19 protein-coding genes and 2 tRNA genes are annotated in these 22,210 nt (G+C 41.0%); 14 read left to right on the plus strand and 7 right to left on the minus strand.

The genetic code is table 11. The annotated features are described in order from the left end of the window. Positions 1–708 precede the first annotated feature (708 nt). From H6A34_RS01255 to H6A34_RS01310, 12 genes are all read left to right on the plus strand, one after another. On the plus strand, positions 709–2,382 hold the full coding sequence (locus tag H6A34_RS01255) for an AMP-binding protein (RefSeq protein ID WP_205102973.1): 1,674 nt from the start codon (positions 709–711) through the stop codon (positions 2,380–2,382). A gap of 297 nt (positions 2,383–2,679) precedes the next feature. After that, positions 2,680–4,077 carry an SLC13 family permease gene (locus tag H6A34_RS01260; RefSeq protein WP_205102974.1) on the plus strand — a complete coding sequence of 466 codons (1,398 nt, stop codon included), beginning with the start codon at positions 2,680–2,682 and terminating at the stop codon, positions 4,075–4,077. Positions 4,078–4,103: 26 nt separating this feature from the next. Further along, a complete protein-coding gene (gene pfkA / locus H6A34_RS01265; protein WP_021947298.1) occupies positions 4,104–5,081 on the plus strand; it encodes a 6-phosphofructokinase in 978 nt (325 codons plus the stop codon). Between the two features lie 159 nt (positions 5,082–5,240). Further along, entirely contained in the window at positions 5,241–6,773 is a 1,533-nt protein-coding gene (gene atpD, locus H6A34_RS01270) for a F0F1 ATP synthase subunit beta (protein WP_205102975.1), read from the plus strand. Positions 6,774–6,788: 15 nt separating this feature from the next. Next, positions 6,789–7,034 (plus strand): ATP synthase F1 subunit epsilon, encoded by a 246-nt coding sequence (atpC, locus tag H6A34_RS01275; protein WP_021947296.1) that lies wholly within the window; start codon positions 6,789–6,791, stop codon positions 7,032–7,034. A 5-nt stretch (positions 7,035–7,039) separates the two neighbouring features. Further along, positions 7,040–7,465: a hypothetical protein gene (locus tag H6A34_RS01280; protein ID WP_205102976.1), complete on the plus strand. Its 426-nt coding sequence runs from the start codon at positions 7,040–7,042 to the stop codon at positions 7,463–7,465. After that, the gene (gene atpB / locus H6A34_RS01285) at positions 7,462–8,544 is read left to right on the plus strand and encodes a F0F1 ATP synthase subunit A (protein ID WP_205102977.1); all 1,083 of its coding nucleotides are present in this window, start codon (positions 7,462–7,464) and stop codon (positions 8,542–8,544) included. The genes H6A34_RS01280 and atpB overlap by 4 nt, the downstream gene beginning before the upstream one ends. Positions 8,545–8,584: 40 nt before the next feature. Continuing rightward, positions 8,585–8,824, plus strand: coding sequence for an ATP synthase F0 subunit C (atpE, locus tag H6A34_RS01290; RefSeq protein ID WP_021947293.1), 240 nt, complete (start codon positions 8,585–8,587; stop codon positions 8,822–8,824). A 36-nt stretch (positions 8,825–8,860) separates the two neighbouring features. Beyond that, entirely contained in the window at positions 8,861–9,364 is a 504-nt protein-coding gene (gene atpF / locus H6A34_RS01295) for a F0F1 ATP synthase subunit B (protein WP_021947292.1), read from the plus strand. A 5-nt stretch (positions 9,365–9,369) separates the two neighbouring features. Further along, positions 9,370–9,903, plus strand: coding sequence for a F0F1 ATP synthase subunit delta (locus tag H6A34_RS01300; RefSeq protein WP_021947291.1), 534 nt, complete (start codon positions 9,370–9,372; stop codon positions 9,901–9,903). Between the two features lie 17 nt (positions 9,904–9,920). Next, the gene (gene atpA, locus H6A34_RS01305) at positions 9,921–11,507 is read left to right on the plus strand and encodes a F0F1 ATP synthase subunit alpha (RefSeq protein ID WP_021947290.1); all 1,587 of its coding nucleotides are present in this window, start codon (positions 9,921–9,923) and stop codon (positions 11,505–11,507) included. A 7-nt stretch (positions 11,508–11,514) separates the two neighbouring features. Continuing rightward, positions 11,515–12,480, plus strand: a complete 966-nt coding sequence (locus H6A34_RS01310; RefSeq protein ID WP_205102978.1) for a F0F1 ATP synthase subunit gamma — start codon at positions 11,515–11,517, stop codon at positions 12,478–12,480. Between the two features lie 186 nt (positions 12,481–12,666). On the opposite strand, the gene H6A34_RS01315 is transcribed toward H6A34_RS01310, so the two are convergent. The 4 genes from H6A34_RS01315 to H6A34_RS01330 form a co-directional block, all read right to left on the minus strand. Then, a tRNA-Gly gene (locus H6A34_RS01315) sits at positions 12,667–12,739 on the minus strand. A 16-nt stretch (positions 12,740–12,755) separates the two neighbouring features. Continuing rightward, positions 12,756–12,828 (minus strand) — tRNA-Thr (locus tag H6A34_RS01320). A gap of 125 nt (positions 12,829–12,953) precedes the next feature. Continuing rightward, on the minus strand, positions 12,954–15,761 hold the full coding sequence (uvrA, locus tag H6A34_RS01325; RefSeq protein ID WP_205103089.1) for an excinuclease ABC subunit UvrA: 2,808 nt from the start codon (positions 15,759–15,761) through the stop codon (positions 12,954–12,956). A 175-nt stretch (positions 15,762–15,936) separates the two neighbouring features. Continuing rightward, entirely contained in the window at positions 15,937–16,851 is a 915-nt protein-coding gene (locus H6A34_RS01330; RefSeq protein ID WP_205102980.1) for a glucosaminidase domain-containing protein, read from the minus strand. 161 nt (positions 16,852–17,012) lie between these two features. Here H6A34_RS01330 and H6A34_RS01335 point away from each other — a divergent pair, with 161 nt between their 5' ends. Both H6A34_RS01335 and H6A34_RS01340 read left to right on the plus strand, forming a co-directional pair. Beyond that, positions 17,013–17,396: a thioesterase family protein gene (locus H6A34_RS01335; RefSeq protein WP_205102982.1), complete on the plus strand. Its 384-nt coding sequence runs from the start codon at positions 17,013–17,015 to the stop codon at positions 17,394–17,396. Positions 17,397–17,624: 228 nt separating this feature from the next. Then, entirely contained in the window at positions 17,625–18,668 is a 1,044-nt protein-coding gene (locus H6A34_RS01340; protein WP_205102984.1) for an alcohol dehydrogenase, read from the plus strand. Between the two features lie 221 nt (positions 18,669–18,889). Here the strand turns inward: H6A34_RS01340 and leuB are convergent, their stop codons facing one another. The 3 genes from leuB to leuD all read right to left on the minus strand — a co-directional run bounded on the left by leuB (position 18,890) and on the right by leuD (position 22,177). Next, complete coding sequence (gene leuB / locus H6A34_RS01345; RefSeq protein ID WP_205102986.1) at positions 18,890–19,960, minus strand: 3-isopropylmalate dehydrogenase; 1,071 nt, start codon at positions 19,958–19,960, stop codon at positions 18,890–18,892. A gap of 79 nt (positions 19,961–20,039) precedes the next feature. Further along, positions 20,040–21,608: an alpha-isopropylmalate synthase regulatory domain-containing protein gene (locus H6A34_RS01350; RefSeq protein WP_205102987.1), complete on the minus strand. Its 1,569-nt coding sequence runs from the start codon at positions 21,606–21,608 to the stop codon at positions 20,040–20,042. Next, positions 21,587–22,177, minus strand: coding sequence for a 3-isopropylmalate dehydratase small subunit (gene leuD, locus H6A34_RS01355; RefSeq protein WP_021948729.1), 591 nt, complete (start codon positions 22,175–22,177; stop codon positions 21,587–21,589). The genes H6A34_RS01350 and leuD overlap by 22 nt, the downstream gene beginning before the upstream one ends. Positions 22,178–22,210 lie beyond the last annotated feature (33 nt).

Here is a 22,210-nt window from a genome sequence, read left to right on the forward strand (position 1 = left end):
GGCAACAACACCCCGGAGACGGCGCACGCCGGGAGCGGCGAACAAAAACGGCTGTGGAAAAGAAAAAAAACGGTGGGCCATGGAGGGAATGACAACGGAAGATAGTATCTTTGCTGCGATTTTGTCAGGCGGCCCCGCGGGGCCGCCTGACAAAGACCGGGAATGTAAAGTAAAGCGGCACATTTCCCGATGCGATGTCAACCATTCCAGTACCTCTATCCAGAGTGTGTAAAATAATGTAGTTTATTTAAACAAAAACTGTCAACCTATTTCAGGAAAAGACATAAACGCCGTCATTAGCAAGCTTAAAGACGGTGTTTGGCATACTAAAAGACCGCTTTTTACAGTGTCAGCATACCGGATTTATTGCACAAATTAGTAAAAATATCAACAAAAGCCTGAACGACAGATGATTACGTGTGCACACTCAGGCTTGCGTTATTTGCTTGTAAGAGGTAAAATATTTTGAATATTGTGATTATACAGCTTAACGAAATTACAAGATGTTACGATTATTCCAATAATTCAGACATTACGTTACCAATGATGTAGTAATAGACCTTGATTCAGAATATTACGCCATTGCAAATATGGCCAAATAGTATGTAATCTTTGTTATAGTACGAAAATGTCATTAAATACTGCACAAATAATTTGTCAATGTGCAAAAAATACTCTATCTTTGCACAAATTTTCGATTTTTGTGCAATGGAATTAATACCAAGTTTCAACTCTTACATAGAGAAAAGCATTATTGAGCATTGGGATTTAGACGCCCTGACCGATTACAAAGGCATTACACTGCAATACAAGGATGTAGCAAGAAAGATAGAAAAGCTGCACATCATGTTTGAGAATAGCGGTATTGAGAAGGGCGACAAGATAGCCATCTGTGGACGTAACAGCGCGTGTTGGGCCGTTGCGTTTCTTGCAACCCTTACATACGGGGCCGTAGCAGTGCCGGTACAACATGAGTTTACTCCGGAGCAGGTGTATAACGTTGTTAACCACAGCGAGGCCAAGCTGCTGTTTGTAGGCGACATCGTGGCCAAAACTATTGACGTAACGAAAATGCCGAATCTGGAAGGGGTAATATATATTCCTGACTATTCGCTCGTGGTTTCGCGAACCGATAAACTTACTTACGCTCGTGAACACCTTAACGAATTGTTTGGCAAGAAGTATCCCAAGGCGTTCCGTTCAAACCATGTACACTATTACATGAACCAGGATCCTGAAGAACTCGCGTTGATAAATTACACGAGCGGCACAACAGGCTTTTCCAAAGGGGTAATGCTGCCATACCGTGCGCTTTGGGGCAACCTTGATTTTACAAATAAGGCTATGGGACCTCATATCCCCAAAGGTTCTAATACGGTCAGCATACTTCCAATGGCGCATATGTATGGTATGGCTTGTGAATTCCTGTTCCAATTCTGCCATGGCTGCCATATTTTCTTCTTGACCCGTCTGCCCAGTCCGGCAATAATAGCTCAAGCGTTCACGGACATAAAGCCCGCGATAATAATTGCAGTGCCATTGGTAATAGAGAAAATCATACGTAAAAGTATTTTCCCGAAAACCCAGAACAATAGAATGCGCTTGTTAATGAACATGCCTGTAATTAACAAGAAAGTAAAGCAGAAGGTATGCGAAGAAGTGATGGAGGCCTTCGGAGGCAATATGTACGAGATTGTTGTAGGTGGCGCGCCGTTTAACCAAGAAATAGAATCTTTCTTGAAGAGTATAGATTTCCCCATAACGATGGCATATGGAGCGACTGAGTGCGCACCGATTATTACTTATACGGACTACAAAGATTTTGTGCCGACATCATGCGGCCGGGCTGTTGTACACATGGAGGTAAAAATAGACAGCAAAGATCCGCAAAATATACCTGGAGAAATATTGGCAAGAGGAACAAACGTAATGCTTGGATATTACAAGAACGAAGAGGCCACGCAACAGGTGCTTGACCAGGAAGGATGGTATCATACGGGAGATTTGGGTATCATGGACGCTGATGGGTATATATTTGTAAAAGGAAGGATTAAGAATATGCTGCTCGGGGCAAACGGCCAGAATATATATCCTGAGGAAATAGAGGATAAATTGAATAGTATGATGCTCGTTGTGGAGAGTCTTATCATACAGAAGGGAGATAAATTGGCAGCCTTGATATATCCTGATTATGATGAGGCGAAGAGTCTTGGCTTCTCCAAAGAAGATCTCCAGCATGTAATGGAGCAAAACATGCTGGAGTTGAATCAGATGATTCCGTCATATAGTAAGGTCTCGGCATTTAAGTTACAGGATGAAGAATTTGAGAAAACTCCTAAAAAAAGTATAAAACGTTATCTTTACAAGGATGTTGAAATATAAGTAAAAATAAACGTTATTATGTCTGGTAGTGCGGTGCATTGCGCCGCACTATTTCTTTATATTCAGCATATTACCATGTTTTATTAAATAAATAATTTATTTATAAGTTTGCGCTTGATATATATCACATTGCCCTTATTCCTGAATTTGCGGCACGATATATCCGGGCATTTCCGCCAATCTCAGTTTGCGTGTTTAGTTTAGGTTAAATTCTCGTTAAACAAGTATATTTTTTCGCGCCATATTTCTCTTGTTTGATATTATTTTGTAAATTTGTAGCTGAATTGCAAGAAAAATATGGCACTGGTTATACTTTCCATTCTGCTGATAGGATATGTCCTTATAGCCACGGGATATGCAACAAACGTAAACCGTGCAGCTGTAGCAATGTTTGTCGGTACGGCTGGATGGGTGCTTTATATTTGCTATGGAACGGACTTTGTGATGAATCAGCATCCTGATGGCTATGCTGATTTTCTTGGTGGAGCGGCAGCTTCAAGTTCGAACGTCAAGCAATACATAGCTCAAGAGGTTTTTATTAAGTATGTCGGTAAGGGGGCGGAAATAGTATTGTTCCTGCTTGCTACGATGACGATAGTGGAAATATTGAACAATAACGGTTGTTTCGATTTTCTTTCTGAGCTCCTTAAAACGCGTAATAGTAAGAAACTTTTGTGGATAATGTCTATAATGACATTTATTATTTCAGCGAATCTTGACAATCTTACTACAACTACAATGATGCTTGTGATCATGCACAAACTGCTGCCAAACCGTAGGCAGCGCATGATTTATGGCTGCGCGATAGTTTTAGCGGCAAATTGTGGTGGGGCGCTTACCGTCATAGGTGACCCCAACGGTCTTGTCCTTTGGAGTACAGGGGCAGTTACTGCATCGAATTTCTCGGCTTCTCTTGCCTTGCCATGTCTTATTGCTTGGGGGCTGCCAACATATTGGTTGGGAAGAAGTTTGCCTGACCATACGGACATCCAATGTACAACCATGCCGTACCGTGGAGATGACACTAACCTTAACCGATGGCAGCGCCTTGTTATGCTGATATTGGGTATAGGTGGCTTGTGGTTTATTCCGACATTCCATAATATAACCAAATTGAGTCCGTTTTTGGGCGCTTTGTGTGTCTTATCATTCTTGTGGATAGTCAACGAAATATTCAATCACAAGCTAATGAATGCAGACCAGATGATGCAACGGCCTGTCCCCAGGGCTTTGCAATATGGGATAATACAGCTTATGTTGTTTGTATTGGGTATTATGCTTGCCATAGGTGTCGTGCGCGAGACTGGTATATTGTCGCATGTTACACATTTGCTTGATTTTAACATACACAATGTATGGATAATGGGAGTAATTGCTGGGATTGTAAGCTGTGCTCTTGATTCATTTGCTACTTGTATGAGTTTTATTTCCATATATCCGGTTGTGGATGCAGAAAACTTGTCCCATTTCACAGATTCAAGTTACATGTCCGCTTTTGTGCAAAACGGTATTTACTGGAAGGCTATAGCATACTGCTCGGCCATGGGAGGAAACATATTGCCATTAGGCTCAGTCAGCGGCTTGGCATTAATGAAAATGGAGCGGATACATGTTGGTTGGTATTTTAAGAATGTAGGCTTCATCGCTTTAGCCGGTTGGCTTTTGGGACTTGCGGTAATGTGGTTTTTTAACTGATAATTATTTTAAAGATACAATAAATTATGGCAAAGATTAAGACTATAGGTATTTTGACGTCGGGAGGAGATGCTCCGGGTATGAACGCGGCTATACGTGCGGTTACAAGGGCAGGTATATGCAAAGGCTTTAATATAAAAGGCATTTACCGAGGTTTTGACGGACTTATTAATAATGAAATTGCCGATTTCACCACGGAAAATGTCAGTGGTATAATAATGTCTGGAGGAACCGTACTTAAGACGGCACGCAGCAATGAATTCAAGACACCGGAAGGACGCAAGAAAGCGTACGACAATATGCAGGCTAACGGTATAGACGCACTGGTAGTAATTGGCGGTAATGGTTCGCTTACAGGCGCAATGCTGTTTGCACAAGAATATGACGTCTGCTGTATTGGACTTCCTGGTACAATAGATAACGACCTTTATGGCACCGATTCAACAATCGGATATGACACTACGCTGAATACAATTGTCGAATGCGTTGACCGAATCCGTGATACAGCCCAGAGCCATGAGCGTATTTTCTTTGTGGAAGTTATGGGACGAGATGCCGGATTCTTGGCTCAGAACAGTGCTATTGCTTCCGGCGCAGAAGCGGCAATTATTCCAGAGGATTCAACCGATGTTGACCAATTGGCACGTTTCATGGAACGAGGAATACGAAAGAGTAAGAAGAGCTGCATTGTAATTGTATCTGAAAGTCCCAAATGCGGCGCTTTGTACTATGCGGACCGTGTGAGGAACGAGTTTCCTGATTATGATGTACGAGTTTCAATCCTTGGCCATCTGCAGCGTGGAGGTAGACCGTCTGCGCATGATCGTATATTGGCAAGCCGAACGGGAGTCGGTGCCGTAGATGCCATATTGCAGGGTCAACGTAACGTAATGGTAGGTGTGCGTAACAACGAGATCGTATATGTACCGCTTAGCGAAGCCATACGTTCGGACAAGCCTTTCGATATGAAGCTCATAACTGTTCTTGATGAATTGAGTATATAATAACAAATCATAAGCAAGAATTAAAGTATTTGAAATGTCTTTTTATTAATGTGAAAAATGCTTACGGATTTGAAAGTTTAACGGCATTTATTTTGTGTGTGATAAAACTATTTCGTATTTTTGCGTTTTGAAAAGACATACTTAAAACTTTTAATACATATGGAACAAATTAAAGGACATATTTCCCAGATTATCGGTCCTGTCATAGATGTTTATTTCGACACCAATGGCGGAAATCCTGAGGAAGTGTTGCCCAAAATTTATGACGCGCTTATAGTGAAACGCCCGAACGGCAGCGACCTTGTCATCGAGGTACAGCAGCATATCGGTGAGGATACGGTTAGGTGTGTCGCAATGGACAATACTGACGGTCTTCAGCGTGGATTGCAGGTCGTAGCAACTGGCCATCCTATAATGATGCCAGCCGGAGAGCAAATCAAGGGGCGAATGATGAATGTCATAGGCCAACCTATCGATGGAATGAAACAATTGGACATGAAAGGCTCATATCCAATTCACCGTGAAGCTCCTAAATTTGACGAGCTGTCGACGCACAAAGAGATGTTGGCTACCGGAATAAAAGTCATAGACTTGCTGGAGCCGTACATGAAGGGCGGTAAGATCGGTTTGTTCGGTGGAGCAGGTGTTGGTAAGACCGTGCTAATCATGGAACTTATCAACAACATTGCCAAAGGACATAATGGCTATTCTGTTTTTGCCGGTGTAGGAGAGCGTACACGTGAAGGCAATGACCTGATACGAGACATGCTTGAATCTGGTGTTATCAGATATGGTGATAAATTCAAGAAAGCAATGGAGGAAGGCAAATGGGATTTGTCTTTGGTTGATCCTGAAGAATTGAAAAAATCGCAAGCAACTCTCGTCTATGGCCAGATGAATGAACCGCCAGGAGCGCGCGCTTCGGTTGCATTGTCAGGATTAACAGTAGCTGAAGAGTTCCGCGATCATGGAGGTAAAGACGGTAAAGCTACGGATATTATGTTCTTCATTGATAATATTTTCCGTTTTACTCAGGCAGGTTCTGAAGTTTCCGCTTTGCTTGGACGTATGCCTTCAGCAGTGGGATATCAGCCTACGCTTGCAAGTGAGATGGGAGCAATGCAAGAACGTATTACTTCAACAAAGAATGGAAGTATTACTTCGGTTCAAGCTGTATATGTGCCAGCCGACGACCTTACAGACCCTGCTCCTGCGACGACATTCACCCACCTTGACGCGACAACGGAGTTAAGCCGTAAGATCGCAGAGCTTGGTATTTATCCTGCAGTTGATCCGTTAGGCAGTACTTCACGTATATTGGATCCATTAATAGTTGGAAAGGAGCATTATGAATGTGCTCAAAGAGTAAAAGAGATTCTTCAGCATTATAAGGAGTTGCAGGACATCATTGCAATTCTTGGTATGGATGAATTGTCTGATGAAGATAAGTTGACAGTGAATAGAGCACGACGTGTTCAGCGTTTCTTATCTCAACCATTTACTGTTGCCGAGCAATTTACTGGTATTCCTGGTGTCATGGTACCAATTGAGGAGACAATAAAAGGATTTAATGCTATTCTTGATGGCGAAGTTGATGATCTTCCTGAGCAGGCGTTCTTGAATGTCGGTACAATTGAAGATGCCATAGCTAAAGGCAAGAAACTTCTTGAAACAGCAAAAGCAGCGAACTGATAAAATTCATAATGCATGAGTCTAAAACTGAAAATCATATCGCCTGAGAAAATAGAATATAGCGGGGAAGTAAACAGTGTAACTGTTCCTGGGACGAAAGGTAGTTTTGAAATATTGAACGACCATGCTCCGATCATATCTTCTCTCCAGTCAGGTGTTGTTGAGTATGTGACAGCTGAAGGACGGCAAAGCCTCAATATAACAGGAGGATTTGTTGAAGTTCAGAAAAATATGGTCAACCTATGTGTTGAACTGAATTGATAATCATGGATGCAAAACTGATAGATTTGACAAGCAAGCGTTATTGTAAATACAGTTTATGGTTGGTCGTAGCAATGACATTGTGTGGATTTGTTGCGATGAGCGTGAATTGGATCGAGATAAGCTTGCTTAATGCCTTAGCTGTCAGCGCAATATATTCGATAGTAATAAATTTGTTGTATGGCTTTTTTTGGAAGAAGGTAGCAAAATCCGCTTCGGGTATTATTGCAAGATTTTATTTGGGCGTCTCGGCTTTACGTTTGATGACAGCTGCCTTAGTCGTGTTGGCATTTTGTATGTTAAATGACGGAAAAGAAGTGATACGCAATTTCATCATCGTTTTTTTTGCATTCTATATTGTCATGCTCATATTTGATAGTGTGTTTTTTGCTCGCATAGAAAAATATAATAATCTAAAAACAGACAAATGAAAAATATCAGACTATTGCTGTGTATTGTGCTGTTGATGGCTTGTATTGTACCCATTCATGCAGCGGAAAATGCTGACGAGAAAAAAGGAATAGACCTGAAAGAAATACTATTCGGGCATATTACTGATTCTTATGAATGGCACATTACTACGATAAACAGCCATCCTGTAATATTGCATCTTCCTGTCATAGTGAAGAGCTCTACGGGTTGGCATGTTTTCAGCAGTAGTGAGTTTGCTGAAGAAAAAGACGCGCTAGGTAATCGTCCAGGTCCTTATGGCTTATATATATCAGGCAGTAAAGATAATGAGAACAAAATTTGCGAAAATGTCAATGGCAAAGAAACGCGACCATTTGACATTTCAATAACCAAAACAGTTGTTGTTTTGTTTATTGACGCAATATTATTGCTCTTATGCGTCTTAATTCCTGCAAGATGGTGTAAGAAACATAAACCTGAAGATCCGGCTCCAAAAGGTTTTACAGGATTTATGCACATGTTTATCATGTACATATATGACGATGTGGTTAAAGCGTCTCTTGGAAAAGAGGCAGACAAATATGCTCCGTATTTGCTTACATGTTTCTTCTTCATCTTCTTGGCCAATATTATGGGAGTTATTCCGTTCCCTCCGGGTGGCGGCAATCTCACCGGAAATATAACGATAACTTTCTTTTTAGCCTTGTGTACATTCCTGATAACTAACGTTACGGGCACAAGAGCTTACTGGAAAGATATTTTCTGGCCGGAAGTGCCAATGTGGTTAAAAGTGCCTGTGCCGTTGATGCCGTTTATCGAGTTTTTCAGCATATTCACAAAGCCTTTGGCACTTATGATTCGACTTTTTGCAAACATGATGGCAGGTCATTCCATACAGATTTCGCTTTCGTGCATTATCTTTGTCATGTTTGCTTTAAATGCAGTTGCTGGAACTTCAATGACGGTTGTAAGTGTGTGCATGAGCATATTTATGATGTTGCTTGAAGTTTTGGTATGTTTCATTCAGGCACTGGTATTTACAATGCTCAGCGCCGTATTTATCTCGCTTGCCCATGTTCATGAGCATGCAAAAAATTAATATAATCAAATAATAAAATAACAATTAAAAATTTACGACTATGATTTCTTTATTATTAGCAGCAGAAATTGCAAAGTTAGGTGCAGCATTAGGTGGTGGTTTGGCCGCAATAGGTGCAGGTATCGGTATTGGTAAGATTGGAGGACAGGCTATGGATGCCATGGCTCGCCAACCGGAAAAGATGGGTGACTTGCGTTCTTCAATGATTATTGCAGCAGCACTTGTCGAAGGTGTCGCATTCTTCGCTGTCATTATCGCTTTGCTCGCATTGTTCGTATAAATTAGGGAGATTTTAGTAATAGAAATCTAACAGCTTATGTCATTAATAACCCCTGATTTTGGCTTGTTCTTTTGGATGACGATTGTTTTTCTCGTCGTTTTGGCAATTCTCACGAAATATGGTTTTCCTGTGATTGTTAAAATGGTGAACAATCGTAAAGCCTACATAGACGATAGTCTGCGTAAGGCGCATGAAGCTAACGAAAAGCTAGCCAATATCAAAGTTGAGAGCGAAGCTATTTTGCAAGAAGCTCGTGAAAGGCAGGCTCTTGTTATTAAAGAGGCTGCTGCCACTCGAGACGCAATAGTGGAAAAAGCTCAGGACAAAGCTCGCGAAGAAGGCAACAGACTGCTTTCTGAGGCAAAAATAGAAATAGAAAACCAAAGGAGGGCAGCTACAAGCGATATTCGTAAGCAAGTAGCGACACTTAGCGTCGAAATCGCTGAGAAAATATTGAAGGAAAAACTCAGTGACGAGAAGGCACAAATGGAATTGATTGACCGTATGCTGGATGAAATTACTGCTTCCGAGAAAAAATAAGTATTATGGATTTAGGATTAATATCGGTAAGATATGCACGTGCTTTGTTGAAGGCAGGCATGGAGGCGCAACTTGAAGATAGAGTGTATCATGAGATGCAGACTTTATCTAAGAGTTATATTAAAGTTCCCGAACTTAAGTTTACCATAGATAATCCAATGCTCTCAAAAGATAAGAAAGAATCTTTACTATTGACAGCTGTTGGCGAAAAGCCTTGTGAACTCACAACCACTTTTATTAAGTTGGTTTTGAGAGCTGATCGTGAGAGCATGATGCAATTTATTGCGAATTCATATATTACATTATATCGAAGGCAGAAAAAATTAATCCGTGCTAAACTTTCAACTGCCACGTCCGTATCTTCAGCTACAGAGCAAAAGTTACGAAAGTTGGTAGAGAGCAAGACTAATGGAACTGTTGATTTTGAAACCGAAATAAACCCTGAAATAATTGGAGGCTTTATATTGGAATACGACACTTATAGATTGGATATGAGTGTTAAATCAAAATTAGCTGCCATTCTGTCACAACTTAAGTAAAATAATTAAAGAATAATATGTCAGATAAAATTAAACCAAGCGAAGTATCTCAAGTCCTTCTTGACCAGCTAAAAGGTATTAGTGACAGTGCCAAGTTTGATGAGGTTGGTTCAGTTTTGCAGGTTAGCGACGGTGTTGCGCGTATATACGGATTGCGCAATGCAGAGGCAAACGAACTTCTCGAATTTGAGAATGGCACTATGGCGATTGTCATGAACCTTGAGGAAGACAACGTTGGTTGTGTGCTTTTAGGTTCAACTTCCGGCATTAAAGAGGGTATGCTAGTAAAACGTACAAAGCGTATTGCTAGTATCAAGGTAAATGATAATATGCTTGGACGAGTTATAAATCCTTTGGGCCAAGCTATTGATGGTAAGGGCGATATTGATCTTTCCGAGTCATTTGAAATGCCATTGGATCGAAAAGCTCCTGGAGTTATTTATCGCCAACCGGTGAAGGAACCTCTGCAAACCGGCTTAAAAGCGGTGGATTCGATGATTCCTATCGGAAGAGGACAACGCGAACTTATTATTGGCGACCGCCAAACAGGAAAAACCGCAATAGCCGTTGACACCATCATAAATCAGAAAAGTTTTTATGATGCAGGAAAGCCAGTATATTGCATTTATGTTGCAATAGGACAAAAGGCTTCAACTGTTGCAGCTTTGGTCGCAAATTTGAAGGAACATGGAGCAATGCCTTATACTATAGTCGTTGCAGCTACAGCAGCAGATCCAGCCGCTATGCAATATTATGCTCCTTTTGCAGGTGCTGCTATCGGTGAATATTTTAGGGATAGAGGACTTTCTGCTTTAGTCGTTTATGATGACTTATCAAAGCAGGCTGTTGCATATCGTGAAGTCTCACTAATCCTGCGTCGTCCTTCTGGGCGTGAAGCTTATCCTGGTGATGTGTTCTATTTGCATAGCCGTTTATTGGAACGTGCAGCTAGGATCAATGACCAACAGGAAGTTGCCGAACAGATGAACGACTTACCCGAATGCATGAAAGGTCACGTAAAGGGTGGGGGATCTCTCACAGCCCTGCCAATCATTGAAACCCAGGCGGGTGACGTATCAGCTTATATTCCAACAAATGTTATTTCCATTACTGATGGACAGATTTATCTTGAAACTGATTTGTTTAACCAAGGTTTCCGTCCAGCGATTAATGTGGGTATTTCCGTAAGTCGTGTCGGAGGTTCTGCGCAAATTAAGAGTATGAAAAAAGTTGCCGGAACATTGAAGATTGACCAGGCCCAGTATCGTGAACTTGAGTCTTTCTCGAAGTTCTCAAGTGACATGGATGCCGTGACTGCTATGACTCTTGATAGAGGACGTAAAAACAATCAATTGTTGATACAGCCTCAGTATAGTCCTATGCCTGTGGGTGAGCAAATATCAATTCTCTATTGTGGAACTCATGGATTGTTGCGTGATGTACCAGTTGAGAAAGTTCGCGAGTGTCAAGATACATTCTTGGACAAGATGCGCTCTGCTCATGCTGACGTTATTGCAACATTGTCAGAAGGAAAAATCGGTGATGAACAGACTAAAGTTATCGAATCTGTAATGGCCGACATAGCCGGGCAATATAAAAACTGATTAATCTATGCCGTCACTTAAAGAGATAAAAAACCGAATCTCATCTGTAAATAGCACTCGTAAAATTACGAGTGCTATGAAAATGGTGGCCTCTTCAAAACTCCATCATGCGCAGGTTATGATTGAGAACATGTTGCCATACGAATCTATGCTTGAACATATTCTCAAAAGCTTTCTCGCTTCAGAAGTTGATGCGTCAACTGTTTACAGTGTAGAGCGTCCGGTAAAGCGTGTTGCTTTAGTTGTATATTCGTCCAACAGTAGTTTGTGTGGAGGCTTTAATGCCAATATCATAAAGATGATGCAACAGGTAATCAATGAATATCAGCATTTAAGCAAGGATAATATTATAATTTATCCTGTTGGTCGAAAAGTGGCTGAAAAAGTGACGAAGCTTGGCTTAACTTGTGGTGGTGATTATTCAGAAATTTCAGATAAACCGAATTTCCAGCAATGTATAGATTTAGCTGAAATACTTGCAGGCAAGTTTATTACGGGTGAGATCGATAAGGTTGAAATGATATATCATCATTTCAAAAGTGCCGGTTCGCAAATTCTGACGCGTAAGACATTTTTACCGATTGATGTTAAAAACGAGTTGGATTTTGACGATGAACGTGATTTGTCTTCAAACATAGTAACAAGAGAAGCACAGGAATATCTACGTAAAAAGAAACAGAGTTCTGCTTCTCAAAAGGAAGAGGTTAAGCCGTTGAATGACAATTTCATCGTGGAACCAGACATGAATTCAGTACTCTCCGAGCTAATACCTAAACTATATCATTTGATGATTTATACGGCATTATTGGATAGTAATGCAAGTGAGCATGCAGCGCGAATGGTAGCCATGCAGACTGCTACAGATAATGCAGATGAGCTTTTACGAGAGCTTAATTTGCAATATAACAAGAGTCGTCAGCAAGCTATTACGAATGAATTGCTTGATATTGTTGGTGGAACTGTTAACAATTGACATGAAGTGAGGATGAGTATTTGGCAATTAAATAAAAAAGGGGAGATTTTTCTTCCCTTTTTTATTTAGTAATTATATATTGTACAAATTCATTTATTGAAATGAAATTGTCATTTATACATGATTAAATTATGTGGAAAAATATATGTAAAATAAAATATTTTATATTTCAATATTTTATTGTCGAGCGGTAAACGAGGCTCGAACTCGCGACCCCCAGCTTGGGAAGCTAGTGCTCTACCAACTGAGCTATTACCGCAACATTTTGACCTTTGAGCCGATACCGGGACTCGAACCCGGGACCTATTCATTACGAATGAATTGCTCTACCAACTGAGCCATATCGGCCTTAAATTTTTGACGGTGCAAAGGTAATAAATTTTATTGAGTAATATAAAGCTATGAACATTAAAAGTTAATATTTTAACTTATTTTTTCAATTAATTATTCAATCTATTTATTTTAATCGCTAATTATGATAATTTTTCTTCAAGATATTTTCCTGTAATACTTTTAGAGCATTTCACCATATCCTCAGGTGTGCCTGCAAATACAAGTTTTCCTCCTTTGTCTCCACCTTCTGGACCAAGGTCTATAACATAATCAGCACACTTGATAACGTCAAGGTTATGTTCAATGACAATAACTGTATGTCCATGCTGTATCAGCGCATCGAAGGCAATCAAGAGTTTCTTTATGTCGTGAAAATGTAGACCTGTTGTAGGCTCGTCAAAAATGAATAGGGTAGGGTCACATTTTTCCTGTCCAAGGAAGTAAGCAAGCTTTACGCGTTGGTTTTCACCTCCAGACAGCGTTGATGAACTTTGTCCAAGTTTTATATACCCTAATCCGACATCATCCAGGGGTTTAAGTTTGCGGACAATTGTTTCTTGCCCATTAGTCGAAAAGAATTCTATTGCTTCGTTTACTGTCATTTCCAAAACTTCGTAGATATTTTTTCCGGCAAAACGCACATCCAATATGTCTGATTTGAATCTTTTACCATGACATGCATCACATTCAAGCTCCAAATCTGCCATAAATTGCATTTCTACAGTAATGATACCTGTTCCTTTGCACGTTTCACATCGTCCTCCATCTGTATTGAAAGAAAAGTATTGTGCGGTAAATCCCATTTGTTGTGCCAATGGTTGATCTGCAAATAATTGTCTGATTTCATCAAATGCCTTGACATACGTAACCGGATTAGAACGAGAACTTTTACCTATGGGATTTTGGTTAACCATTTCTACGTGTTTGATTTCTGCCCAATCGCCTTCCAATCCCGCATATTCTCCTGGAGTATCTGCAACTTCATCAAGTTTCCGTTTTAGGGCAGGGTAGAGGATACCTCTAACTAATGATGACTTTCCTGAGCCACTCACTCCTGTAACGACGTTCATGACATTCAACGGGAACGCAACATCTATTCCCTTGAGATTATTCATCCTTGCGCCCTTAATGACAATACTATTATTCCATGCTCTTCTTGTTTGGGGAACTGGTATAATTTCTTTACCGAAGAGATAGCTAATAGTATGACTATGGCTATATTTTTTCAGATCATCTTCCGACAAGAGAGATGGTTCTCCCTCATATACGATTTCACCACCGCAACTTCCTGCATCAGGGCCAAGGTCAATAAGGTAATCCGCTGATCGTATTATATCTTCGTCATGTTCAACCACAATAACAGTGTTACCGATCTCCTTCAGTTCCTTCAGAACATTGATAAGCCTAAAAGTATCCCGGCTATGTAGTCCGATACTCGGTTCGTCCAATATATACAACGAACCGACCAAACTACTTCCCAATGCTGTCGTAAGGTTAATTCGTTGACTCTCACCACCGCTAAGGCTGTTTGACGCACGGTTAAGTGTTAAATAGCCAAGGCCAACTTCAACAAGGAAACGTAATCTGTTATTTATCTCAGTTAAAAGCCTTTTTCCCAGTCTTGCCTCATGCTCATTCAGTTGAAGATTGTCAAACCAATCCTTCAAATTTGTAATTGGCATGTCAACAAGATTGCTGATACTTTTACCATTGATTTTTACATAATTTGCTTCCTTTTTTAATCGTGTACCTTTACATTCAGGACAAACTGTCCTGCCTCGATAACGGCTCATCATTACGCGGTATTGGATTTTGTATTGATTGTCTTTTAACATTTGGAAAAAAGAATCAATACAAACTTTATCTTTTATATTAAACATTTTTTGAGACGGAAGACCGTGCCATAACCATTCCTTATATTTTGCGGAAAGGTTATAGTATGGTTCGAAAATCGGGAATTTATCCTTTGCCGCCTGAAGGCAAAATGCCTCTTTCCATTTCTCCATTTTCTCGCCATGCCAACATTGCACACAACCATCATACACACTTAATGATGGATTTGGTACAACAAGTTTTTCGTCTATTCCTATCACGTTGCCGAAACCCTCACAAACAGGGCAGGCACCGATAGGCGAATTGAAAGAGAACATATTATCATTTGGCTCTTCAAAATGTATTCCGTCCGCCTCAAATTTATCAGAAAAATCATATGTTATGTTTGATGGTATAAATACAATTCGGCATGTACCGTCACCTTCAAAAAAGGCCGTTTCAACAGAATCATTAATTCTCGAAATTACATCGGGCGCGTTGTCTACTGATAAACGGTCAATCAGGATATATACATCCTCGGGATTTAAGTTGTCTGCATTTTCAACGGCATCTTCTATTCTGATGAATTCGCCATTATGATAAATACGTGAAAATCCTTGCTGAAGATAAATTTGTAATTGTCTTTCAAGTGAATATCCATCATTAATGTGAAGGCGCGAAAGAATTACAAACTTAGTTCCTGATGAAAACGTGAATATGCAATTTATAATATCCTCAGATGTGTGCCGTTTGACTTCTACGCCACTTACCGGTGAATAAGTATGACCGATACGTGCAAACAGCATACGCATGTAATCATATATTTCAGTACTTGTTCCAACGGTAGACCGAGGGTTACGTGTATTGACTTTTTGTTCTACAGCAATTGCTGGTGGAAGGCCCTTAATATAATCGAAGTCTGGCTTATTCATGCGTCCCAAGAATTGCCTGGCGTAGGCAGACAAACTTTCTACATAGCGACGTTGGCCCTCAGCATATAATGTGTCAAAAGCCAGTGATGACTTTCCAGAGCCAGAAACACCGGTAATTACTATAAACTTATTATGTGGTATTTCTAATGAAATATTTTTCAGGTTATTAACCCTTACATTTTTAAGTTCTATGCAGTCGTTCATTTTAGTATCTTTTTCTAATAATTTTTCGCCGTGAGTGGGATTTATATTAATTTCGCATCTGATATTTATCATAATATATGTTAGTTGACAAATGCTTATTGATTGCCAAACAACTCTATAATACCCACCTCACGAACAACACAACTTCAACTTCATCATTTTAATGAGGCATCAATTATCTTACGCGCAATAAGTCGCCGACTTGAATTGAATAATCCGGCGAGAGGTCATTCATCTTATAGAGGCTTTCAAGCCGTATGCCATAGTACTGCGCTATTGAATACATACTTTCACCGGCCTTTACGCGGTGTGGCCTGTTTTTATACGCTTTGTCAGCTTTCTTTTGTTTCTTTTTAAGATATATTATTTCACCTGGAATTAATCTGTCATTTTTGTCGCGTTCGTTATATTTTGCAAGTTTTTTGTATGAAATGCCAACTTCCCTTGCAATTGACCTAAAGCTGTCACCTTGGCGAACATTCAAGTAGTAATTCTTATTATAAATATGAATTGGATGTAAATTTATACTCGGCGCTACGTCCTTTACCGACGAGCGCTCAACCATGAATTTATCATATTTCTTTGCTTTGTCATATTTATGCAGCTTATAAAGCTCTATTATGCCTATAAGCTGTTTTGCGTATGTTGGACTTGTGGCATATCCGCATTTCTTCAGTCCCTTAGCCCAGCCCTTATAGTCTGTGCGTTTTAGCCTGAAAAGGCTGCGGTATCGCGGCTGACGAGCAAGGAACCTGCTATGGTCTTCATAGCTTTCGTACACGTCGCGGTATGCCCTGAAACATTCGTTATTGGCATCGTCGTCATGATATGTCCTTGCGCCCGTCCAATCGTGGCACTTTATTCCAAAATGATTATTGCCGTTACGGGCCAGTTCACTCATGCCCGCGCCGCTTTCAAGCAATCCCTGGGCCAACGTTATACTGGCAGGAATGTTATATTTAAGCATTTCCGCAATGGCCAAATCCTTATATTGATCAATGTAAGCCTGATAGCGTGAGTTCCATTTTAGCTGCGCGTTCAATGATACGCATAAAAAAGTGATAATACTTAATACAAAATATCTTTTCATGAGTTAATGCTCAAATTTATGCAAAAGTAAGCCAATTCTGCCTGTTTACAAAATTTTACCTGATAAAATTCCATAATCTCGACCACATTACTTAATTTTGCAAATAATAACCGACAGCGGTTAATTTTGCTAACATTATTTTTCGTATTAAATAAATATTTATGGAAATCGGCGTTAAGAATGTCATCGAAACAACTGTCACTGAAAATAATACAGCTGTTGCCATGGGAAGCGGTACCTTGTCAGTGTTTGCCACACCTGCTATGATTGCGCTTATTGAAGAGACTGCGTGGCGCAGTGTTGTCCCATATCTTGAACCTGGACAGGCTACGGTCGGTACACGGCTTGACATAAGCCATGTATCCCCTACCCCTTTGGGTATGACCGTCAAGTGTGAAACTGAGCTGATAGAAGCCGATGGCAGGAAACTGAAATTCAAGGCTGAAGTGTATGATGAATCTGGACTCATCGGTACAGGTACCCATGAACGTTTTATCATCACAGCCGATAAGTTCCAGGCAAAAGCAGAATCAAAGAAATCATAAGTACCACACACATTCCCGTTTATAGACCGTTCATGTTCAATTCAATAATTTAAAGGTAACTTATTGAGTTTCAACAGTTTTATAATAGACGGCATTTTAGCTTTACAGAGGCGGCCTTTTACAAGACTAAAGACCGTCTATTGTAAAGCGAAAGGCCGCCTTTCGAAGTGCGAACGGCATATTGGCGTAATCATAATAATGATAAAGTAAAAAATCAGAAAAAATATCATGTTTGCATATACATATATAGAAAAAGGCAACTTTGCCATGACCGATAAGCCTAAACCACAACTTATAGACGACAACGATGCAATTGTACGTGTTACACTTGGCAGCATCTGTACGAGTGACCTCCACATTAAGCATGGAAGTGTACCTCGTGCCGTACCAGGCATAACTATAGGACACGAGATGGTTGGTATAGTGGAAAGTATTGGCAAGGCGGTAACAAAAGTTAAACCCGGCGACCGTGTTACGGTAAACGTTGAGACATTCTGTGGTGAATGTTTTTTCTGTAAGCATGGATATGTAAATAATTGTACCGATCCGGACGGCGGATGGGCACTCGGCTGCCGTATTGACGGAGGACAGGCGGAGTTCGTTCGAGTACCGCATGCCGACCAGGGACTAAACCGCATACCGGATACTGTTACAGACGAGCAGGCTCTTTTCGTTGGAGACATTCTCGCCACAGGATTCTGGGCCGCAAGAATATCGGACATAACACCTGAAGACACTGTGCTGATAATTGGCGCCGGACCGACTGGTATTTGTACCCTTCTATGCGTAATGCTGAAACATCCCAAACGAATTGTCGTTTGCGAAAAATCACCAGAACGGATAGACTTTGTTAAGAAACATTATCCTGACGTCTCTGTGGTGCAACCATCTGAGTGCAAGGACTTCATAATGCGCTGCAGTGAACATGGAGGTGCGGACGTTGTAATAGAGGTGGCTGGTGCCGATGACACTTTCCGAATGGCTTGGGAATGCGCCCGCCCGAATGCCACAGTCACAATCGTGGCTATGTATGATAAGCCACAGATACTTCCTCTGCCCGACATGTACGGCAAGAACCTTACGTTTAAGACAGGTGGGGTTGACGGGTGTGACTGTGCAGAGATACTTAGCTTGATTAAAAAAGGCGAAATAGATACAACGCCGCTTATTACCCACCGATATGCTTTAAGAGAGATAGAGAAGGCATATCATATATTTGAAAATAAACTTAACGGAGTAATCAAGGTCGCAATATACGGAGAGCGATTGTAATATGCCGTTCGCAGGTATGCTAAAAGCCGTCCTAACAATGCGTTAGGACGGCTTTTTAAGTCTGTTATGATGGTGCATAAGATATGCGGATATATTAAATGCAGAAATGAATGACTAAGATAGTAAGTTGTCACACTGCTTAATTGAAAAAATTATGGCCCGTTACAGAATTGTCGTTTGACTTATGTAACAGGCCATTTTGTCTTTAACGAATACGTTGTTTAAATCAATACTGAATTTTTGATGTAGTCAACTATCCATTCTCCCACTTCTCTTGTACCATATTGTTTGCCTCCATCAACCTGTATCTCAGGTGTGCGCACGTTTGCATCGAGCGATGCATCAACAGCCTTTCTAACCAATATGCCTTCCTCTTTCAAGTCAAAGTGTTCAAGAAGCATGGCTACCGATAGGATTTGGGCCAATGGATTGGCTATGTTCTTGCCGGCAGCTTGGGGCCATGAGCCATGAACAGGCTCGAATACCGGTGTGCTTTCACCCGTTGAAGCTGAAGGAAGCAGTCCCATACTTCCGGATATACAGCTCCCTTCGTCCGTCAGAATGTCGCCGAAAGTGTTTTCAGTTACCATTACGTCAAAGAATTTAGGCTCAACCAACATACGCATTGAGGCGTTGTCAACAAACATATAGTCTGTTGTAACATCGGGATATTCCGGTTCAAGTTCTTTTGCAATCTGTCGCCATAAACGGCTTGAAGCCAGCACATTAGCTTTATCAACAACAGTAAGATGCCGTCTGCGTTTGCGTGCGTAATAATAAGCTACGCGCAGTATACGCTCAATTTCAGGACGTGTGTAATAGTTTGTGTCATACGCTTTATCGTTATCCTGGTATTTTTCACCAAAATACATGCCGCCAGTAAGTTCACGTATGCAAATAAAGTCAGCGCCTGCAATAAGTTCATCCTTAAGAGGCGATTTGTGAAGCAGGCACTTGAACGTCTGCACGGGACGTATATTGGCAAATAATCCGAGTTTCTTCCGCATGGCCAATAGCCCCTGTTCCGGCCTCACTTTAGCAGTAGGGTCGTTATCAAAGCGAGGGTCGCCAACAGCCGCAAACAATACGGCGTCAGCCCATTTACATACCTCGAAAGTCTCATCAGGAAAAGGATCACCAACTTTATCTATCGCATCAGCTCCGCAAATAGCTGTCTTGTATTCTATCTCGTGGCCGAATTTTGCGGCAATAGTGTTCAAAACGGCTACGCCTTGTTCCATTATCTCTGGTCCAATGCCATCACCTGGCAATACTGCTATGTTAAGTTTCATTTTTTTATTAAATCGTTAATTATAAAATTATGTTTTTATTATTTATGGTATATGTACCGGTCTCCGTCAGACGGTGTTCTTATTCTGCGTTGGTCTCCTCGAAAATATTAAGCATTTTCAGGGTGGCTTTTATCGCGGCTTCGGTCTGGTCGGCATCAAGACCACGCGTTCTGATAGTCATGTCGCCGTTTCTCCATACAATAACGGTCTGTACTAAGGCATCCGTTCTACCGCCGGGTGGTATTGTCACACTATAGTTTTCCAATATAGGGAATGTCCGCCCAAGTGATTTTTTGTATATTTTGCGTAAAGCCTTGACAAAGGCGTCATACTGTCCGTCGCCCATAGCGTCTGCCTCATATTGACTACCGTTAATCTCTACTTTTACACTTGCGATAGGTTTCAGGCCGTATGCTGACGAGACCATGTAGCTGACAAGCTTAACCTTGTCTTCAGGAACGTTATGTTTTAATACATCACTGACGATAAACGGCAAGTCGGCTTGAGTAACAATTTCCTTACGGTCGCCAAGTTCGGTTATTCGTTGAGTTACTTTTTGTGTCTGTTCAGGTGTCAATTCCAAGCCGAGTTCTTGCAGATTGCGGTCTATGTTGGCCTTTCCGCTGGTCTTCCCCAATGCATATTCGCGCTTCCTTCCAAACCGTTCCGGTACAAGCGCATTGGTGTATAAGTTCGCTTTGTTGTCTCCATCAGCATGAACACCTGCAACTTGGGTAAATACATTTTCCCCAACAATGGGTTGGTTGGGGGCTACAGCTATACCGGAATACCCTTCCACCAGACGGCTTATATCATTCAATCTGTCTTCATGAATGCTTGTCTTTGCGTGGAATTGGTCTTTCAGTATTACCTGAACACTCGATAAAGGCGCATTGCCGCATCTTTCGCCAAGCCCGTTCACTGTGACATGCAAACCTTTCGCTCCGCTTAATACGGCCGCTAAAGAATTGCTTACGGCAAGGTCATAATCGTTGTGAGCATGAAAGTCAAAATGTGCAGAAGGGTATCTCTTCACCATTTTACGCATGAATTCTATTACCTGAAGAGGATTAAGCACACCAAGTGTATCAGGCAGCATAAAGCGCATAATATCCGTTTTTGTAAGCACGTCAAGCATTTTGTAGACGTATTCAGGTGAATCTTTCATTCCGTTACTCCAGTCCTCAAGGTATATGTTTACCCCCATGCCTTTCTGTCTGGCATATTCAAGCGAATAAAGAATGTCGTCTATGTGTTCCTCTACAGTCTTATGCAGCTGTCCGGAACAGTGCTTCATCGAACCTTTTGCCAACAAGTTTATCGTAGTGCCACCACATCCGTCAATCCAGTCAATGCTCTTCCTACCGTCGACAAATCCCAGTACCTCAACATTTTTAAGTTTCCCGATACTTTTTGCATATCGACAAATCATCTTTACAGCGTCTTTTTCACCCTCGGAAACACGGGCTGAAGCTATTTCAACACGGTCTACATTTATATCATTGAGCAACATCCGCGCAATCATAAGCTTCTCGTGTGGCAAGAAGGATACTCCATTTGTCTGTTCGCCATCCCTTAAGGTGCTATCCATGATTTCAATGAATGGCGGTATGCGGGTATAGGTATTTATTTGTTCGACTGTTCCCATGCTTCAATTTTGTCTTTATTCTGCAACAGGTAGTCGATGTCATCGAGCCCGTTCATAAGACAATGTTTCTTATATCCGTTTATTTCAAAATGTTCACTATTGCCAGTGGCCTTATTTGTGACAGTTTGTTTTGGTAGGTTTACTTCAACTTCCGTTTTAGGGTCGTTTTCAATACTGCTAAATAACTCTGTTAAGAACGGTTCTGATACAACGACCGGCAGTACAAAATTATTCAGTTCGTTATTTTTGTGAATGTCTGCAAAAAAACTGCTAATGACAACCCTAAAACCATAACCAGCAATAGCCCATGCCGCATGCTCTCGACTCGAACCAGAACCGAAATTTTTTCCTGCTACGAGTATTACTCCTCCGTATCGAGGGTCGTTAAGGACAAAATCCTTTTTCAGCGTACCATCCTTATTATAACGCCAGTCGCGAAACAGGTTGTCGCCAAATCCTTTCTTGTCAGTAGCCTTCAGGAAGCGTGCAGGAATAATCTGGTCCGTGTCCACATTTTCCAATGGAAGTGGTACACACGTACTTGTTATGATATTGAATTGCTGATGCATGTATTAATATTTTTTATTTATTGTTCTTGTTTA

This window comes from Marseilla massiliensis, assembly GCF_016899855.1.
Classification (GTDB): domain Bacteria; phylum Bacteroidota; class Bacteroidia; order Bacteroidales; family Bacteroidaceae; genus Prevotella.

Coding starts and splice junctions, on each gene's coding strand:
- H6A34_RS01255 (WP_205102973.1), top strand. CDS start 709: ATGGAATTAATACCAAGTTTCAACTCTTACATAGAGAAAAGCATTATT.
- H6A34_RS01260 (WP_205102974.1), top strand. CDS start 2,680: ATGGCACTGGTTATACTTTCCATTCTGCTGATAGGATATGTCCTTATA.
- pfkA (WP_021947298.1), top strand. CDS start 4,104: ATGGCAAAGATTAAGACTATAGGTATTTTGACGTCGGGAGGAGATGCT.
- atpD (WP_205102975.1), top strand. CDS start 5,241: ATGGAACAAATTAAAGGACATATTTCCCAGATTATCGGTCCTGTCATA.
- atpC (WP_021947296.1), top strand. CDS start 6,789: ATGAGTCTAAAACTGAAAATCATATCGCCTGAGAAAATAGAATATAGC.
- H6A34_RS01280 (WP_205102976.1), top strand. CDS start 7,040: ATGGATGCAAAACTGATAGATTTGACAAGCAAGCGTTATTGTAAATAC.
- atpB (WP_205102977.1), top strand. CDS start 7,462: ATGAAAAATATCAGACTATTGCTGTGTATTGTGCTGTTGATGGCTTGT.
- atpE (WP_021947293.1), top strand. CDS start 8,585: ATGATTTCTTTATTATTAGCAGCAGAAATTGCAAAGTTAGGTGCAGCA.
- atpF (WP_021947292.1), top strand. CDS start 8,861: ATGTCATTAATAACCCCTGATTTTGGCTTGTTCTTTTGGATGACGATT.
- H6A34_RS01300 (WP_021947291.1), top strand. CDS start 9,370: ATGGATTTAGGATTAATATCGGTAAGATATGCACGTGCTTTGTTGAAG.
- atpA (WP_021947290.1), top strand. CDS start 9,921: ATGTCAGATAAAATTAAACCAAGCGAAGTATCTCAAGTCCTTCTTGAC.
- H6A34_RS01310 (WP_205102978.1), top strand. CDS start 11,515: ATGCCGTCACTTAAAGAGATAAAAAACCGAATCTCATCTGTAAATAGC.
- uvrA (WP_205103089.1), bottom strand. CDS start 15,761: ATGAACGACTGCATAGAACTTAAAAATGTAAGGGTTAATAACCTGAAA.
- H6A34_RS01330 (WP_205102980.1), bottom strand. CDS start 16,851: ATGAAAAGATATTTTGTATTAAGTATTATCACTTTTTTATGCGTATCA.
- H6A34_RS01335 (WP_205102982.1), top strand. CDS start 17,013: ATGGAAATCGGCGTTAAGAATGTCATCGAAACAACTGTCACTGAAAAT.
- H6A34_RS01340 (WP_205102984.1), top strand. CDS start 17,625: ATGTTTGCATATACATATATAGAAAAAGGCAACTTTGCCATGACCGAT.
- leuB (WP_205102986.1), bottom strand. CDS start 19,960: ATGAAACTTAACATAGCAGTATTGCCAGGTGATGGCATTGGACCAGAG.
- H6A34_RS01350 (WP_205102987.1), bottom strand. CDS start 21,608: ATGGGAACAGTCGAACAAATAAATACCTATACCCGCATACCGCCATTC.
- leuD (WP_021948729.1), bottom strand. CDS start 22,177: ATGCATCAGCAATTCAATATCATAACAAGTACGTGTGTACCACTTCCA.